This window comes from Jeotgalibaca sp. A122, assembly GCF_052266715.1.
GTDB lineage: Bacteria > Bacillota > Bacilli > Lactobacillales > Aerococcaceae > Jeotgalibaca.
Window position 1 is genome coordinate 157,703 of sequence record NZ_JBQPRB010000001.1, and the last position, 15,839, is coordinate 173,541.

Below are 15,839 nucleotides of genomic sequence, written 5' to 3' on the forward strand. Positions count from 1 at the left end.
TTCAATAAACCGTTACCATTTTTTAACTTGGCTTAATTTTAACCGTTTTCATATCTCTCATTGAATAGCTCATCTGGCTATTCGATGGATAAAATTGACTCAAATGGCTTTGTTAAATTGAAGGAGTTGACTGGGCCGAAACCCAGTCACTGCTTCTTTTTTATCCGAGCACAAACGGCTGTGACCAATCAATGTTTTTACGTTCCCAGAACGAACCATCGTCGTCCTGGTCAGCATCCACTTCTGTCGCAAAAACGAGATACATGTTGCCGGTTTCGGTACTTGCTTCATCCAGATTCCCACCCAGGGTCAATGTCGTCCCCGCTTTAACCGTTTTTTTATAGAGAGCATGCCCCCAATTGTTGATAATCATTTTATGATTCGTTGGCTCGAATTCCTCCAGCAACCATTCTGGTTTTTCCAGATTAATATCATGCGCCACAAACACATCCGCATCTTTATTAATCGTTACATGAATTAAATCGAGTGCCTTGTAATTACGGTCAGCATTCGGCAGACACAACGCCTCACCTTCAATCAAAAATTCGGGCAAGAAACGAAATTCCGCCTCTTCATCAGCAAAAGCCAAATCCCCATTAATCAAATTACGCGTTGTAGGGCCGACTTCGTGGATACCCGAGTAAGAGAAATCAGTGAAATAAAACGCACTCTCATCTTCCATTGCCACTAAATCTTGATCCGAAACCGGACCTTCGCCCAATCCGGGGTATTCACCCAATGGAACCTGCTCTTTAACCGAGAAGTCCTGACTTAATCCATTTTCAATCGATACTGTTTTACTTGTGACAGTTATTTCTGCTCTACCAATCTCTGCCGACTTCACAAACAAGCGAATGTCGCCTGCTTCCAAAGTCGATCGAATAGCCACACGGTTAATTCCCGCTTCCAGATACAGTTCGTGTTTGTTGATGGTTCCCTCGCTACCACTATTGTAGCCACCCCGCCATATCGCCGGGCCATCCAATGTAAACACCACTTTCCCTTCAAACGTCGGCACGCGTCTGCCTTTTATATCGACCGCTTCCACATCAATATGGAGGTAATCAGCCCCATCCGCTTTCAACCCTTCTTCACCATGCATAGGCGTCAATACCAGATGATGGGCTTCGCCCGTTGTTTCTTTTTTCTGCGAAATAACGACCTGACCGTCTGCGTCGTAACCCACTGCCCTTATCATTCCTTCTACAAAGTTTATTTTTTTGAAAATAAACAAATAACTGTCACTACGCTCGCCTTCACCAACCAATTTGTCATTGATATACAGTTCCACTGACTCACAGTTCGCCATGACATACACATCTTTCACTGTTCCTTGGGGATAATTCCAGTGACCGATGATATGGAGCTGTGGATCCTGGCGGAAAATAGCACGTGTAGCATAATAAGACTCTTTCGGTAACATTACCCCGTCAACTTGACCACTGACGCGGGATACTTCTGAATACACCCGACCATGACTGGTTGAGTCAGAAAAAATCCAGTTTGCACCGCCACAATGGGCAGGATTGCTGATTTTTTTATAATGTTTTGCCTGGTTTTTTGCCAAGTCCTCAGACGTCAGGTCATAAGCTGAACCCGGTGTGGTATGGTAATCCTCATATCCTTCGGTGTAACGATCCCACACACGCCTTGCGCCTTCTTCACGGTTATACTCGCCTTCGATAATTGCGAATCCTTTACTACGCATTTCCCAGCTACCTTCCGTCCCGATCGAAAGATCGGCGTACGGGGCGGTTTCCGCTCCCATTCGACGGTAGGCTAACGGGCGTTTCCCATGCGGATCCCACTGCCGATGCAGTTCTTGAAAAGCAATGGCTTCATTTTCGGGCACACTCTGGTTGCCTGCTTCCCATACGAAAATTGAAGGACTGTTCCGGAAATAAATAATCAGGTCACGGAATGCCTTGATTCGGATTTGATAGGATTCTTCGCTATAAACGCCACCGATAGTACTTCCCTCACCATCGACGCCCGGTTGAACCGCAATTAAACCCAGTCGATCGGAAGCACGGATGTCAGCGGGCGCTCCCGCGGAATGTCCCCAACGGATAAAGTTTCCACCGGCTTCTTTCATCAATTCATGAATATGGGTATGCATCCAGTCCGGAAACGCTGCCCCTACTCCTGCCCACTCATTCGTTGGGCGTTGTCCCCAACCGGTTAATTTCATGGGACGACCGTTCATGAAGAAGCCCTGATTGGCTGTGAATTCATAGGTGCGAATACCATGTTCCACTGTTTGGGTATCCACAATTTCACCTTGGTGTTTTACCGCCACTTCTACTTCATACAAATATGGATAGTCAGGCGACCAACGTTTAGCGTTTTGTAGATTGCCCGAAAGCTTAACCACTTGTTTTGTGCCGGCTTCGAACGATGCCACCTCAGCAAAGGTCAGGACAACGTTGTCTGACTGGTCTTTTACAGTTACAACGATTTCTGTGGTTTTAGCCTGGTCGAAGTCATTCGCGACTTCTGCTTCCACAACGATGTCAGCAGTTGATTCTTCAATGTTTTCGTTATAAACATAGACTCCCTGTGTTGCCAAATAGCTATAAAGCGGCAAAGTCGTGTGGAGTTTATTTTTTACATGCAATTTAACGTTACGGTATATACCGCCATGTGTCGGGTGCCAATGCGAATCATGCCAACTTAAGATAGCGTCGGTTCCTTCCGCATAATAGGGAAAAGAGTTGTCCACCATGACTGCCAGAATATTCTCTTCGTTTCCGAAGTGAACATAATCGGTTAAATCATAGCCAAAAGCGATGAAGCCACTCTCGTTTTTACCGGCTAATTTTGTACCATTGATATAGACTTCAGCGGCTTGTCGCACGCCCTCGAATTCAATGTATATTTTCTTGTCTTTCTGATTTTCAGCGAGCTTGAAAAACTTGCGGTACCACGTTTTCCCAGTGAACATACTGCGTTCACCGTTATGGCCGCCTTCCATAAAGTTGTCAAACGTATCGACATCGTTATACGTGTGAGGCAAACTCACGTTGCTCCAACTGCTGTCGTCAAACGAGACTGCTTTAGCCTCAGGAACATCTGCTTTGATAAATTTCCAATCCATATTTAAGTTGTATGTCAGTGACACAATGGCCGCCTCCGTTTTCTATTTCGAATTTCTTGTGTTAATTTTACCAACTTTAGAAAACGTTCCCATAGCTCAAATCACCCATCCTCTTGGAATTCTTTGCTCAAATGGCTTTTTAAACACCACAATCATCATGCACAGCAATAATGAGGCGACTATTTTTCTAGAAAAATAGCTCACTCAGATCGTTTTTTCGTTCCGAGTGAGCTATTTCAACAATAAAAGCTCACTCGTGACATGCGAGTGAGCACATAAAAAAACACGGAGTCACAAGGACTCCGTGTTGGAAAGTTAGATTATCTTAGAATTTAGTATCTTCAAATCCACAGAATGCATCTACTGGAGATACGCCTGTAAATTCTGAACGGCCCAAGAATTTGTCAACCAATGCTTTCAAAGTAAATTCTTTACTGTCGTAAGCGTTGATGTAAGTTTGTACTTGAGGCACATCTGCCAAGTGGAATGGTGCTTGTAAGGAAACGAAGATTGTTGGTACTTCGTGAACGTAGAACGGAATGTCCGGAGTTCCTTTTGAAGCTGGCCATTGGATACGTTGGTCAGTGTTAGGGTTAACAACTGCCAAGTTAATGATCAAGTCATAGTTATCAGTCAATTCAGCGATTGGACGTTTTTGAGCATATACGTTACGCAATGCTGCTTGACGCTCTTCTGCTGGCATTCTATTGATACGCTCTTCTGCAGATTCCCAAATTGTAACTTCGAATCCTTCTGCTTCAAGAACTTCTTTCATCTTAGCAGATGGTTTTTCGTTGTTACCGATCATCGCTCCGAATCCACCTTTAGTTCCAGCAACGTCTACCAATAGCACACGTTTTTGTTTCTCAACTGAAAGTGGGAAGATGTCTTCGTTGTTTTTAACCAAAGTGATTGCTTTGTCAGCAACTTCTTCAGAAATTTTAACGTTTTCTGGCAAGCCGATTTTAGCCATAGCTTCTTCTTTAGAAGGAAGAATTTCTGTTTTAGCTTTTTTGTGCAAGCCAAGCATAGCTTTCATACCCAAGATACGTGTCAAAGCTTCTGTCAAACGATCTTCTGTGATTACGCCATTTTTGTATCCTTCTAGCATCCATTGGAAATCTTCGTCTGGATCATTGAAGAACAAGAACAAGTCAGAACCAGCAGCGATAGCTTGTGGAAGCATATCTTTACGTTTCATAACAGATGTCAATGCAACCATGTGGCTAGCATCTGTAACAACAACGCCGTTGAAGCCCATTTGCTCGCGCAACAAATCTGTTAGGATTTCTTTGCTTAATGTAGCAGGCATGTTAGCTTCTTGAAGTGTTGCATCTGGTTTGAATTTACGTACATATGAAGGTAAAGCAATGTGTCCAGCCATGATTGATGGCAAACCTGCTTCAAACAATGAACCGTAAACACGGCCAAATGATTCGTCCCATTCTTCTACACTGTAGTGGTTAGGAGCAGCAGATAAATGTTGGTCACGCTCGTCGATTCCATCTCCAGGGAAGTGTTTTGCAGCTGGTGCAATACCACTTTCTTGGATTCCACGCATGTATTCCAAAGACAATTCGATTGTTTGGTCTACATCAGCACTCCAAGTACGAGTGGAGATGATTGGGTTACGCCAGTTACGTAACAAGTCAACGATTGGAGCGAAACTCCAGTTACATCCGATAGCAGCAGCTTCAACACCTGAAATACGGCCTAGTTCGTAAGCATATTTCTTGTCGTTTGTAGCAGCGATTTTGATTTCATGACCAACGTAAGTTCCGTCTGTACATGCACCGTTACCGCCTGATTCTGTGTTAGCAGCAATCAGCATAGGGATTTTACTGTTCTCTTGAAGAATCTTGTTTTGCTCGTATACTTCCTCAGCTTTACCTGGGTTGTAACGAACACCTCCGATATGGTAATTATTTAGGACGCCTGTCAAGTACTCTTCAGTACGCTCAGCTCCCATGTTGATGAATAATTGACCAATTTTTTCTTCATCTGTCATACCAGCAATTGTCTGCTCTACCCATTTGATGTCTTCAGCAGCCAAGTTATAAGGTTTTGCTGTTAAGTCTACTCTCATTATATTTAGTGCTCCCTTCGATTGGTTATAAATAAATTGTAACGGAAAACCCTTTAAAGTCAAAGCCATTTTGGTCAATAACCTTTCCTTTTGCACTTTTAGGTCAAAATCGCAAGTTTAGTACAATTTATAACCACGGCTATTTAAACGTTTACCAAAATTCACAAGCTAAATGTTATGCTCCCCAAATAAGTTGGCAAAACTGACTCTGCAACATTGTTATAATTTACGAAAATAACTTCGTTGACAACATTAAAATTCGGTGTTATATTTAATTAAATTATAATAAAAGCGTTGAAGAGAAGAGTAACTTTGGATATCTATCAAAAGAGAGCTTCGGTTGGTGTGAAGAAGCATAGAGGGAAAAAGCGAAGATGGTCTTGGAGCAGGAATCACGAATAATGGTTCCCGGTTTGTCACCGATATCCAACAGGAGTATGTCCGTACTTTTTAAGATATGAATCGTGAGATTCATATGAACCAGGGTGGTAACACGAAAAACCTTCGTCCCTGCATATCAAATCTGATATGCGGGGCCGAGGGCTTTTTTTATGCCTCGATTTCATCCAAAAACAAAGGAGCGACTCAAATGACTGAACATAACTATCAATTTGAAACCCTGCAAATCCACGAAGGCCATCACGTAGACCCAACAGGATCTCGTGCCGTTCCCATTTACCAAACAACGGCTTATGTTTTCGATAACGCCGAGCATGCAGCAAATCGTTTTGCATTAGCCGATGCCGGAAACATCTACACACGTTTGACGAACCCGACGACCGGCGTGGTGGATGCCCGCGTTGCTGCTCTTGAGGGTGGTACAGCCGGTCTTACCGTTTCATCCGGCCAAGCAGCTATCACCTACGCTATTTTGAACGTTGCAAACAGCGGCGACGAAATCGTGGCGGCCAACACGCTATATGGTGGAACACACACCCTTTTCAGCAATACTTTGAAAAAAATCGGCATCCATACGACCTTCGTTGATCCGGACAATCCTGAGAGCTTCGAGGCAGCCATCACCGACAAAACCAAGGCCATCTTTATCGAATCAGTGGGGAACCCGGGCATAAACATCATTGACTTCGAGGCAGTCGCTGAAATTGCCCACCGACATGGCATTATCGTGATTGTCGACAATACCTTTGCTTCCCCTTACCTTTTCCGTCCCATCGAACATGGTGCTGACGTGGTTGTCCACTCCGCTACTAAATTTTTGGGCGGACATGGAACATCCATGGGTGGCGTAATCGTCGAATCTGGAAAATTTGATTATCAAGCAAGCAACCGTTACCCTGGATTTACAGAGCCCGATCATACCTATAACGGATTAGTGTTCGGCGACTTAGGACCCGGCGCCTTTACAACCAAAATCCGTGCCCAAGTTTTACGTGATACGGGTGCAGCCATCAGTCCATTTAATTCCTTCCTATTATTACAAGGAATCGAGACCCTCTCTTTACGGATGGAACGTCACGTGGAAAATACGCGCAAAGTCATTGCGTTTTTGAAGAACCATCCAAAAGTAGCCTGGATCAATTATCCCGAATTGGATGACAGCCCTTATAAACCATTAGCGGATAAATATTTCCCTAAAGGCGTTGGCTCTATTTTCACATTTGGTATTAAAGGTGGCCGCGAAGCGGGAACAGTTTTCATTGATAACCTGAAACTATTCTCCCTATTGGCAAACGTCGGCGATGCCAAGTCATTGGTGATCCATCCGGCCAGCACAACCCATGCTCAATTGTCAGAAGAACAATTACTGGCAGCCGGAGTGACACCCGATCAAATCCGTTTGTCAATCGGGATTGAAAATAGCGCCGATATTATCCATGACTTGGAGCAAGCTTTTGCCGCTATTTAAACGCGAGCGGACATAATTATGTGTGCGTTCGAAAGTTATGTCCGCCTCCTTCCTCTTCTCCAAATAAAAAAAGCCCCAGAGGGCTTTTTTTATTTGATTACTGTCGTTACTTCACCAGTTCCGGAGAAAAGCTTGTTCGCATTTTCCAAAGAAGTGATGATGGCTTTTCCGTTTGCAGCTTTTTCCACGAATTGAATCGCGGCTTCAACTTTCGGCAACATGCTGCCTGGTGCAAACTGTTCTTCAGCAATATAGGCTTTCAATTGGTCAACAGTGACATCTTCCAGTTTTGTTTGATCTGGTTTACCCCAGTTTACGAAGACATTGTTAACACCTGTCAAGATGATTAAATAATCCGCATCCACCAACTCAGCCAGCTTGGCAGCCGCAAAGTCTTTATCGATAACAGCTTCAATACCTTTGTAACCTTCTTCTGAGGCAATGACTGGGATACCGCCACCACCAGCAGAAATTGTCACGACATCATTATTAATCAATGATTCAACGACCGGATATTCCACAATACTTTGTGGTTGTGGTGAAGGAACAACTTTTCTCCAGCCACGGCCCGCATCTTCGATAAATGTTCCGTTCCCTTTTTCCATTTCTTCTTTTGCGTCTTCTTCGCTCAAGAAAGGACCGATTGGTTTTGTAGGATTCTTGAATGCTGGATCGTTTTCGTCTACTTGAACTTGCGTCACCAAGGAAACGACTTGTTTCTCGACACCGTGTGCGATCATCGCTTCACGCATGGCATTTTGCAACCAGTAGCCGATGCTTCCTTGTGTCATCGCAACCAATGAATCCATTTCAAATGCCGGATTTTTTTCTGAATCAGCTGCTACATGTTGCAGTAACAGGTTTCCCACTTGTGGTCCATTACCATGCGTGATAATCAATTGGTGTCCGTCTTTTACAAAACTTACTAAATATTCCGCTGTTTTACGTACAGCTTCTTTTTGCGCTTCTGCCGTTGGAACGTCCGTTAAAATGGCATTTCCACCTAAAGCGACAACGATTTTCTTTGTCATTAAATTTTAACTCCTTTTAGATTTGCTAGGTGTAGGGACAGCCCGAACAGCGTGTCCCAACCTGATGTATGGCCATATTTAGAAATTTTCTCAATCAAGGTGTCCCATTTTTCCCACTCTCCGCGTTTAATTGCCTGAAGCAGGTCAACAAAATGCGAACTCGTATAACCCTTAATCAAAGCATCATAGTAGGCATGACTGACCGCAGTCGTATTGTTGCCTGTCAATCGTTCCTCCAGAGCTGAAATCCAGATATCATGGCCCCCTACAGCTTTTTCGCCAATCAGAATACCCATCAACATATCATCCCCGCTCGGCGTCAGTCCTTGACCCCGACCAAGGAAATGTTGGATGAAAACTTCCTGGAAATTTGAATCAGCCAAACTGGAATCAATGAACATATCTATCAATACCCGATTGCATTCACTTGTGAAAAAATCCGTTTTTTCTATAATCGGCAACTTTTTGAATCTGTCTACCACCTGATCTGGTATGGATCCAAGCGAAGGGATACGACAATCAAACGCGATGAACAACTTCGTATCGATTTGAATAACCTCTTGACGGGTATAAAAAGAAAAAACCTCATCCCGCCAAATCACCCTATTCCCGACTTCCAGGACCGCTATCAAAGCATCTACCTTCGTATCCGGAAGCACCAGGCCGAAAGCCGAGATGCCTTCCCGTTCCTTTCCGACATGAACCAACTGTCCCTGAAATATGAGATTGAAACTGTTTTTGAAGATGGAATGAACGGTTCCAATCGCACTATCCGAAAGAACATGGGATAAAAAGTTACTTTTTATCCCATGTTTGTTCTTCGGTTCCATATTAATCTACCTTGATGCCTAGTGACTCTGCATAGGCAACTAGCGCTTTCTCGAAACAAGCAAGTGGTGCACGAACTGTACCAGCCCCAACTTGTCCCATTCCAGCTACCTTATGGGCAATACCAGTGTTGATCAATGGCGTAATCCCTGTTTCGACAACTTTACGCACATCAATACCCAATACACTTCCCTTGAAGTCCCATGTAGGAATAGTCCAGGTCGGATTGTGATCGATACAAATTTCAGCCATCTCGTTGGACACGTCCAACGCGTCTTGGAAACCACCAGCTCCAACGAAACGTGTTACACCCGGAGCAGCAATCATGGCCATACCACCGACACCGATTGTTTCTGTAATGGCACTGTCCCCGATATCCTTGTTACCATCTTCTTCAGAGTAACCAGTGAAGTACAAACCACGTGGTGTGTTAACTGGTGCAGTAAACCATTGATCTCCCATAGCCGCAATACGAACGCCGAAGTTTTCACCATTACGGGTCATTGTCGTTACAACGGTACCTTCTTTAATTTTACGTGCATAGTCAACCAATGCTTTACCTGTTGCCATCATAACGTTCAAGAAGAATTGATCTGTTTTAGCCAAGAATTCAATTACTTCTGTTTTTTCTTTTTCAGAAATATCTAAATTAATGATTGTTGGAGTCATGTCTTTCAAGAAAATTAATGAAGCAGCAATATTACGTTGGTGGAACTCATCTCCCATTGTAATTGCTTTTGCAACAATAACGTTTACGTTCAAGCCACCGTCCATTTTACGCAATGCTTTTCCTAGAACTGGTCCTAAAACGTCTTTCATCCAAGTTAAACGATCGACTACTTCTTCGGAGAATGCACCGAAACGTAGAACTTTACCGATACCTTCGTTCATTTGGCAATACGCTGTCGTACCGTCTGCCTTATTTTCAACAACAAGTACTGGCATGTTTGCGGAAGTGATACCACCCATTGGTCCTACGGCATTTACATGGTGACAAGGAATGAAGGTAATTTCTCCGCCTTCAAGTTGACGACGTGCATCATCTTCGTCTGTTGCCCAACCTTCAAATAACATCGCTCCCACACAAGAACCTTGCATTGGGCCTGTCATGTTTTCATACTTGATTGGTGGACCAGCATGCAAGAGTACTTTGCCATTAAGTTCAGGAATAACAGAACCTGCTGGAACAACATCCGTCAAGAATGGTTGTGAATCGCGCAAACGTCCAATTACTTTTTGGTTGGATGCATCGATTGCTTCAGCATGTTTTTCCAATTCGTTCAAGATTCTGATCAGTTTTTGGTTTCCACCAGCAACTGGTCTCCAGTCGTATTGAACTGATTTACCGCCATAAGTATTGATAGGCTCAGTGAAACTTTCCAATCCAACGTTCACAACAGCAGGTTGTGAATTCAACAATTGGTCTACACCCTTGCTTAACTCTGGTAACTCTTTCAATGTGCTCTCTTTAGCAACAACTGCTTTTTCATTTTCCGTAAAGGTATGGCCCATGAATTCCAATGCCAAACGAATGGCACGTGCATTGCTCTCTTCAACCAATACACCCATGTCTTTAAGAACTTGAACGGATTTATCGTAATCTTGCGGATCATATTTTGTTCCGACAACAGTAGCGATAATATGGAATTCACGGTTTGCTGCTTTGGCGTTAGCCAGTGCTTCTTCAATAGCTGGTTTCAATGCTGTAGCCATATCCGGGTGAGCACCATAACCAAGAACAACATCCAATAAAATAACGCCGGTTGTTTCATCAGCAACTGCTTCTTTAATTTTCTTCACACGAACATCTGGATCGATCATTGGGTGAGGTTTACCTTGGGTATACATATCGTCTCCCAAATCCATCACTTCGAAACCATTCGCATTTAAAATATAACCTTCAGATTTTTCAGTTTTACCTAACTGTAGCGTTTCTGAAATCAACATCGCTGCTTCGTTAGCCAATGTTCCGCCTGAGTATAAACCTTTAACGGTTGTTCCCTCTGGCAATGTATCCGTTACTTTATTCGCCAATGGCTCTAAGTATTGTTTTTTCACTTCGTTTCCATTAGCCAAATCGATTGCAATTTGTGCTGTTTCTTCTAATGTATGAGCTAAGTAAACAGAGCCCTCATGGTTTTCTGGATTTTCGCCAAGGAAAATAGCTACCACTGGTTTAGAAACGGCTTGCAATAATTCCATTACTTCATCCCGTACTTTTTTAGCAGGTGGCTTGGAGATTACTACGATAACTTCTGTTGGATCATGGTGCTCCAATCCGATGATTGCATCTTTCATCGTAATTCCGCCTACATCTTCGTGCAAGTCACGTCCACCTGTACCGATAGCATGAACAACTCCGCCACCTAAACGTTCGATAATAGTTGTCACTTCTTGAATACCTGTACCAGAAGCTCCTACAATACCGATGTTTCCTGGATTTACAACGTTTGTAAATGCCATCGGAATACTTGAGATAATTCCCGTTCCACAGTCAGGACCCATCAATAGAAGACCTTTTTCATGAGCTTTCTTTTTCAAACGAACTTCGTCTTCCAAAGACACGTTATCACTAAATGAGAATACGTGTAACCCACGATCTAAAGCCTTTTCAATTTCACTTGCAGCATAGATTCCTGGAATTGAGAAAAGTGCCATGTTTGCATCAGGTAAAACTTCCAGTGCATCATCCCAATTTTTTACCGATTTTGTACCACCAGATTCTTTCTTAACAGAAAGATCGTTTAAGAATTGTTCAGACTTTTCAAGAACGGTATCCACTACAGATTCATCCTCTGTTTCAACAACGATAACCATATCGTTCGGGGTTGCGCTTTCAACTTTATCTGTGTACAAGTTAGCTGTTTTGAAAATATCTTTATTAGCGTCGGTTCCCATCATCACCTGACTTTGGATAACGCCTTCAATTGCGCTTACTTCATTTGTAAGCAACATTAAGTTGATTGAATCTTGATATGAATTTGCTTTAATAACTGTATATAACATGTTGAACCTCCTTTTGATACTATCATTATAGATGAGTAATGGTTTCGCATACATTGCAAAAACAACTAAACTTACCCCCGCTTTTTATCCAATATGGACAAAAAGAGAATTTTAAGGCAAGATAGGTACTAGTTATTCATTGAAAAGGAGAAATTTAATGACATCGGTTAAGGAAATCATGAGTTATCGCAGTTTTGAAAAAGCAAAATTGATAACGGGCGAAATGGGTCTAGGCAACGAAGTAAATGGCGTCATGGTCATGGAAGCTCCGGATATCGAATCATGGGGTCGCGAGGGATTGATGATCCTCACCAGTTATTTCGCCATGGAAGATGTCTCCAGGGAAAGGATTGCCCTTTTCTTCGAGCATGCAAAAAAAATTGGCATCAGTGCAATCGTTGTGAAAATCGACCGGTTAGTGAACGAAATTCCCGAAGTTTTTATCGATTCTTGCGGGAAATATCAAATCCCCCTATTCCAAATAGATAAATCGACAACCTATGAAAAAATCATTACTGAGGTCTTGGAGACCATCATTAATCGCAATGCGTATGTCCTGCAAAACTTTTACGATGTCCACAAACAGTTTACGCGCTTGATGATGCGTCAACCCGAGATACCGGAAATTTTGCAAACGTTGAAGCAACTACTTAAAAAACCTGTTTCCCTGCTGGAACTTCCGCGCAACCGCATGATTGGGACGGATGCCATATATGATGATTTTGAGATTCTGGACACAGAAGTCCAAAACGCCAAAAAGCACCTGAACCTGTCCTTCACACAGAACACGGTCCGCTACGCGAGCGATCCCAATCATATTTACAAACAACTAGTCGTTCAAATACCTAACTTAAGTTATGAAAAATTCTACCTGATTATCCATGAACGAAACCAGAGCAGTGACGACGTTGATTTGATGGCCATCGAAAACGCCGTAACAGCCCTGCAGATTGAATTACTGACCCGTTATACCATCCGCCAAAATAATCAGTCGCGATTGAATGAAATGGCATCAGATTTATTACACGGCCGCCTGAGCAAACAGGAGGATATCGATGATACCATTTTCCAATTGGGGCTTGACTACGCCAGAAAGTATCGCGTCATCTTGATCAATTTTGATTCCGAGGTTGAAAATACGCAGGAAGAAAATACACTGGCCGCCCGTTTCTCGGATGCGATTATCACGCATTCCCGGGTTGCTTTCCCGGACCGCGTCTATGTAACACGTAAAAACAAGGTCATTCTGATTGCTCCAAGCGATAAAGTTTCAATCGAAGAGACAAAACAAAAAATCAGGCTTGCAACGAAAGATTTGCTGAAACTGGAGATGTATAGTCACTTCAACCTTTATACCACCATCAGCAATGACGTGACATTATCCGAATTGTCCATCGGTTACCGACAAGCAGTCGACGCTCAAAAAGTCCTGCAATTGACGGGTAGCCAACAAGCTATTTCTTCCTATCAAGATATGGGTATTTATCAAATTTTTGTCGAGACGGGTAACTTTGATTCTTTACACCGCTTCATTCCTGAAAATATACTTCGGCTGCAAAAAGAAAATCCGGAACTGCTGAAAACGTTACATACATTTATTGACTTGAACCAGAACTATACAGAAACCGCCCAAAAATTATACATCCACCCCAAAACGGTTCGTTATCGTATCGACCGTTTGAAGGAGGTCTACCACATCGACTTGGGAAGTCCCGAAGAAATATTACGCTATAGCATAGGATTCCGCTTGTTAAATTTTATTGGAGATGACAGACATGATGCACACTTACGAAACATACATAATTGATACAATAGAAAACACGGATTTGCATCTTTATCTTTACCGAAGCTCTTTGTCCGAAACGAAAGGTAACGTGCTTTACTTGCACGGCGGCGGCCTCGTTTATGGTTCCGCCCGCGATATGCCAGCTAGTTATATCGAACAAATTACCGCTGCCGGCTATAACTTCCTGGCCCTTGAATATCCGCTCGCTCCCGAAGTCAAGTTGGATACAATCTTTACCTCTGTCAAATCAGGAATACACTGGTTTGCAGCCAATGCCACAATCAAATTGGGATTGGACCATTCAGACTACATCCTCTTCGGTCGGTCAGCCGGTGCATACTTGGCGGTAAATGCCGCTTTGAGGACGGATCAAAAACCGCAAGCCTTGTGGTTATTCTACGGGTACCACACCTTACGGGAAGCCACATTTCAGGTCCCAAGTCGACATTACCTCCAGTTTCCGCGAGTGGATGAACGCCTAGTCAAGCAACTCATCAAGTCGCACCCACTTGCTGACGGTCCCAAAGAAACACGTTATGCACTTTACATCCATTACCGCCAAACCGGAAAATGGATTGCCGACCTTGTCCCTGCTGGCAACAAGCCGATTACTTATTCACTGACGAAAGCAGACCTCGAGACCTTGCCGCCCACTTTCTTGGCTGCCAGCACAAATGACCCGGACGTTCCTTATCGCCTCTCTAAAACGATGGCCGCTGCCATCCCAGATGCGCTACTGGAGACGATTGAATCCGACGAACACGACTTCGATCGCACGACAACCGAAACCATCGGAAAAGCGGTCTATGCCAAAGCTTTGAGTTGGTTGGCGGAACGTCTCTAATATGACAATAAATAGGCTATCTCATTTTTCTTGAGATAGCCTATTTTCGTATTATTTAGGCCATTCCACTCGCAATGACTTATCCAGTTCAACCGTCACTTTTCCACGCTTCAAGACCAAAAGACGATCGGGGATGTCGATGACTGCTTCTTGATAGCGGGTCGAATCCAACAATACCAACGTTGCTGCTTTCCCTTCTTCGATACCGTAATCATCAAATTTCAACGCTTTCGCTGGACCAGTGGTGATCATTGGCAATACAGTATGCAAATCATCCGCTCCGCCTAAATGTCCCACCGGAACTGCCAGCATGGCCACTTGCATCAAGTCGCCATTACCATATGGCGTGAAAGGATTCCGGATATTGTTGGTTGCCAGGACGACATTCACCCCGCCATCCCGTAACTTGCGAATCGGCGTTACTGCACGACGAACATTGTATTCGTCATGGCGTCCGCCCAAATGAAGGTCCGTCATCGGCAAGCTCATGACATTAATCTGCGCTTTCGCCATCAACTCTATCACCGCTTGCAATTCAGCATCCGGCATCGCGCCCAAACTGGTTAAGTGTCCGACTGACACACGTCCAATATACCCTTCGTCAATAGCACGTTGCGCCACCATTTCAATTGTTTGACCATCATAGTCATCCTTGAAATCTTGGTGCAAGTCGATATCCTTGTCATATTTCTTGGCGATTTCAAATACAATATCCAAATGTTCCTTGGCATCGGTATCGTTATAAGGAATTCCACCAACGACATCGGCGCCCATGTCCATAGCCTTATACATTAACTCTTCCGTCCCGGGGGATTTGATGATTCCTTCTTGCGGGAAAGCAACGACCTGCATGTCCACAAACTCTTTATATTTTTCTTTTAGTTCCATGATGACTTCAAAGCCGTGGAAACCACCTACCGGATCAAATTCCGCATGCGTCCGGATATGGGTTGTCCCCCGCTTAATGATCATCTGTAAAGCTTGCTCCGCACGCTCTTGTACATCTTCGCGCGTGAAAGTCGATTTCAATTCGGCCGTCACTTTCAACGCTTCCTGCAGGGTACCTGACTTATTCGGAAGACGGTCCGCTATCAAAGCCTTATCGAGGTGAATATGCGACTCGACCAACCCCGGAATGACGACCCGACCTTCGCCATCGATAACACGACTGGCTTCTACTTCCAGTTTTTTTCCTATTTTTTCAAAGACACCATTTTTAACTGCGATATCAACCAACTCATTCGATTCATCCAGGATGACATTTTTGATTAAAATATCCATTTTAGCACTCCTT

The 15,839-nt window shown here is 43.6% G+C and carries 9 protein-coding genes and 1 other annotated feature; of the genes, 3 read left to right on the top strand and 6 right to left on the bottom strand.

From position 1 onward, the window contains the following. Positions 1–160 precede the first annotated feature (160 nt). Both ACTU7M_RS00820 and ACTU7M_RS00825 read right to left on the bottom strand, forming a co-directional pair. Positions 161–3,121 (bottom strand): sugar-binding domain-containing protein, encoded by a 2,961-nt coding sequence (locus ACTU7M_RS00820; protein WP_443472469.1) that lies wholly within the window; start codon positions 3,119–3,121, stop codon positions 161–163. 301 nt (positions 3,122–3,422) lie between these two features. Continuing rightward, a complete protein-coding gene (locus tag ACTU7M_RS00825; protein WP_443472470.1) occupies positions 3,423–5,183 on the bottom strand; it encodes a glycoside hydrolase family 3 protein in 1,761 nt (586 codons plus the stop codon). 285 nt (positions 5,184–5,468) lie between these two features. Beyond that, positions 5,469–5,698, top strand: a binding site (T-box leader). Between the two features lie 74 nt (positions 5,699–5,772). Between ACTU7M_RS00825 and ACTU7M_RS00830 the strand changes: the two genes are divergently transcribed. Further along, the gene (locus tag ACTU7M_RS00830) at positions 5,773–7,050 is read left to right on the top strand and encodes an O-acetylhomoserine aminocarboxypropyltransferase/cysteine synthase family protein (protein ID WP_443472471.1); all 1,278 of its coding nucleotides are present in this window, start codon (positions 5,773–5,775) and stop codon (positions 7,048–7,050) included. Between the two features lie 89 nt (positions 7,051–7,139). On the opposite strand, the gene arcC is transcribed toward ACTU7M_RS00830, so the two are convergent. The 3 genes from arcC to fdrA are packed head-to-tail and all read right to left on the bottom strand — an operon-like array spanning position 7,140 to position 11,915. Then, positions 7,140–8,081 carry a carbamate kinase gene (arcC, locus tag ACTU7M_RS00835; RefSeq protein WP_443472472.1) on the bottom strand — a complete coding sequence of 314 codons (942 nt, stop codon included), beginning with the start codon at positions 8,079–8,081 and terminating at the stop codon, positions 7,140–7,142. Beyond that, on the bottom strand, positions 8,081–8,911 hold the full coding sequence (locus ACTU7M_RS00840) for a DUF2877 domain-containing protein (RefSeq protein WP_443472473.1): 831 nt from the start codon (positions 8,909–8,911) through the stop codon (positions 8,081–8,083). Before ACTU7M_RS00840 ends, arcC begins: the two co-directional genes overlap by 1 nt. Position 8,912: 1 nt before the next feature. Then, on the bottom strand, positions 8,913–11,915 hold the full coding sequence (gene fdrA, locus ACTU7M_RS00845; RefSeq protein ID WP_443472474.1) for an acyl-CoA synthetase FdrA: 3,003 nt from the start codon (positions 11,913–11,915) through the stop codon (positions 8,913–8,915). A 157-nt stretch (positions 11,916–12,072) separates the two neighbouring features. Here fdrA and ACTU7M_RS00850 point away from each other — a divergent pair, with 157 nt between their 5' ends. Next, on the top strand, positions 12,073–13,722 hold the full coding sequence (locus ACTU7M_RS00850; protein ID WP_443472475.1) for a PucR family transcriptional regulator: 1,650 nt from the start codon (positions 12,073–12,075) through the stop codon (positions 13,720–13,722). After that, complete coding sequence (locus ACTU7M_RS00855) at positions 13,691–14,545, top strand: alpha/beta hydrolase (protein WP_443472476.1); 855 nt, start codon at positions 13,691–13,693, stop codon at positions 14,543–14,545. The genes ACTU7M_RS00850 and ACTU7M_RS00855 overlap by 32 nt, the downstream gene beginning before the upstream one ends. 51 nt (positions 14,546–14,596) lie before the next feature. Here the strand turns inward: ACTU7M_RS00855 and ACTU7M_RS00860 are convergent, their stop codons facing one another. Continuing rightward, complete coding sequence (locus tag ACTU7M_RS00860) at positions 14,597–15,826, bottom strand: amidohydrolase family protein (RefSeq protein WP_443472477.1); 1,230 nt, start codon at positions 15,824–15,826, stop codon at positions 14,597–14,599. Positions 15,827–15,839: the final 13 nt, after the last annotated feature.

Coding starts and splice junctions, on each gene's coding strand:
- ACTU7M_RS00825 (WP_443472470.1), bottom strand. CDS start 5,183: ATGAGAGTAGACTTAACAGCAAAACCTTATAACTTGGCTGCTGAAGAC.
- ACTU7M_RS00830 (WP_443472471.1), top strand. CDS start 5,773: ATGACTGAACATAACTATCAATTTGAAACCCTGCAAATCCACGAAGGC.
- arcC (WP_443472472.1), bottom strand. CDS start 8,081: ATGACAAAGAAAATCGTTGTCGCTTTAGGTGGAAATGCCATTTTAACG.
- ACTU7M_RS00840 (WP_443472473.1), bottom strand. CDS start 8,911: ATGGAACCGAAGAACAAACATGGGATAAAAAGTAACTTTTTATCCCAT.
- fdrA (WP_443472474.1), bottom strand. CDS start 11,915: ATGTTATATACAGTTATTAAAGCAAATTCATATCAAGATTCAATCAAC.
- ACTU7M_RS00850 (WP_443472475.1), top strand. CDS start 12,073: ATGACATCGGTTAAGGAAATCATGAGTTATCGCAGTTTTGAAAAAGCA.
- ACTU7M_RS00855 (WP_443472476.1), top strand. CDS start 13,691: ATGATGCACACTTACGAAACATACATAATTGATACAATAGAAAACACG.
- ACTU7M_RS00860 (WP_443472477.1), bottom strand. CDS start 15,826: ATGGATATTTTAATCAAAAATGTCATCCTGGATGAATCGAATGAGTTG.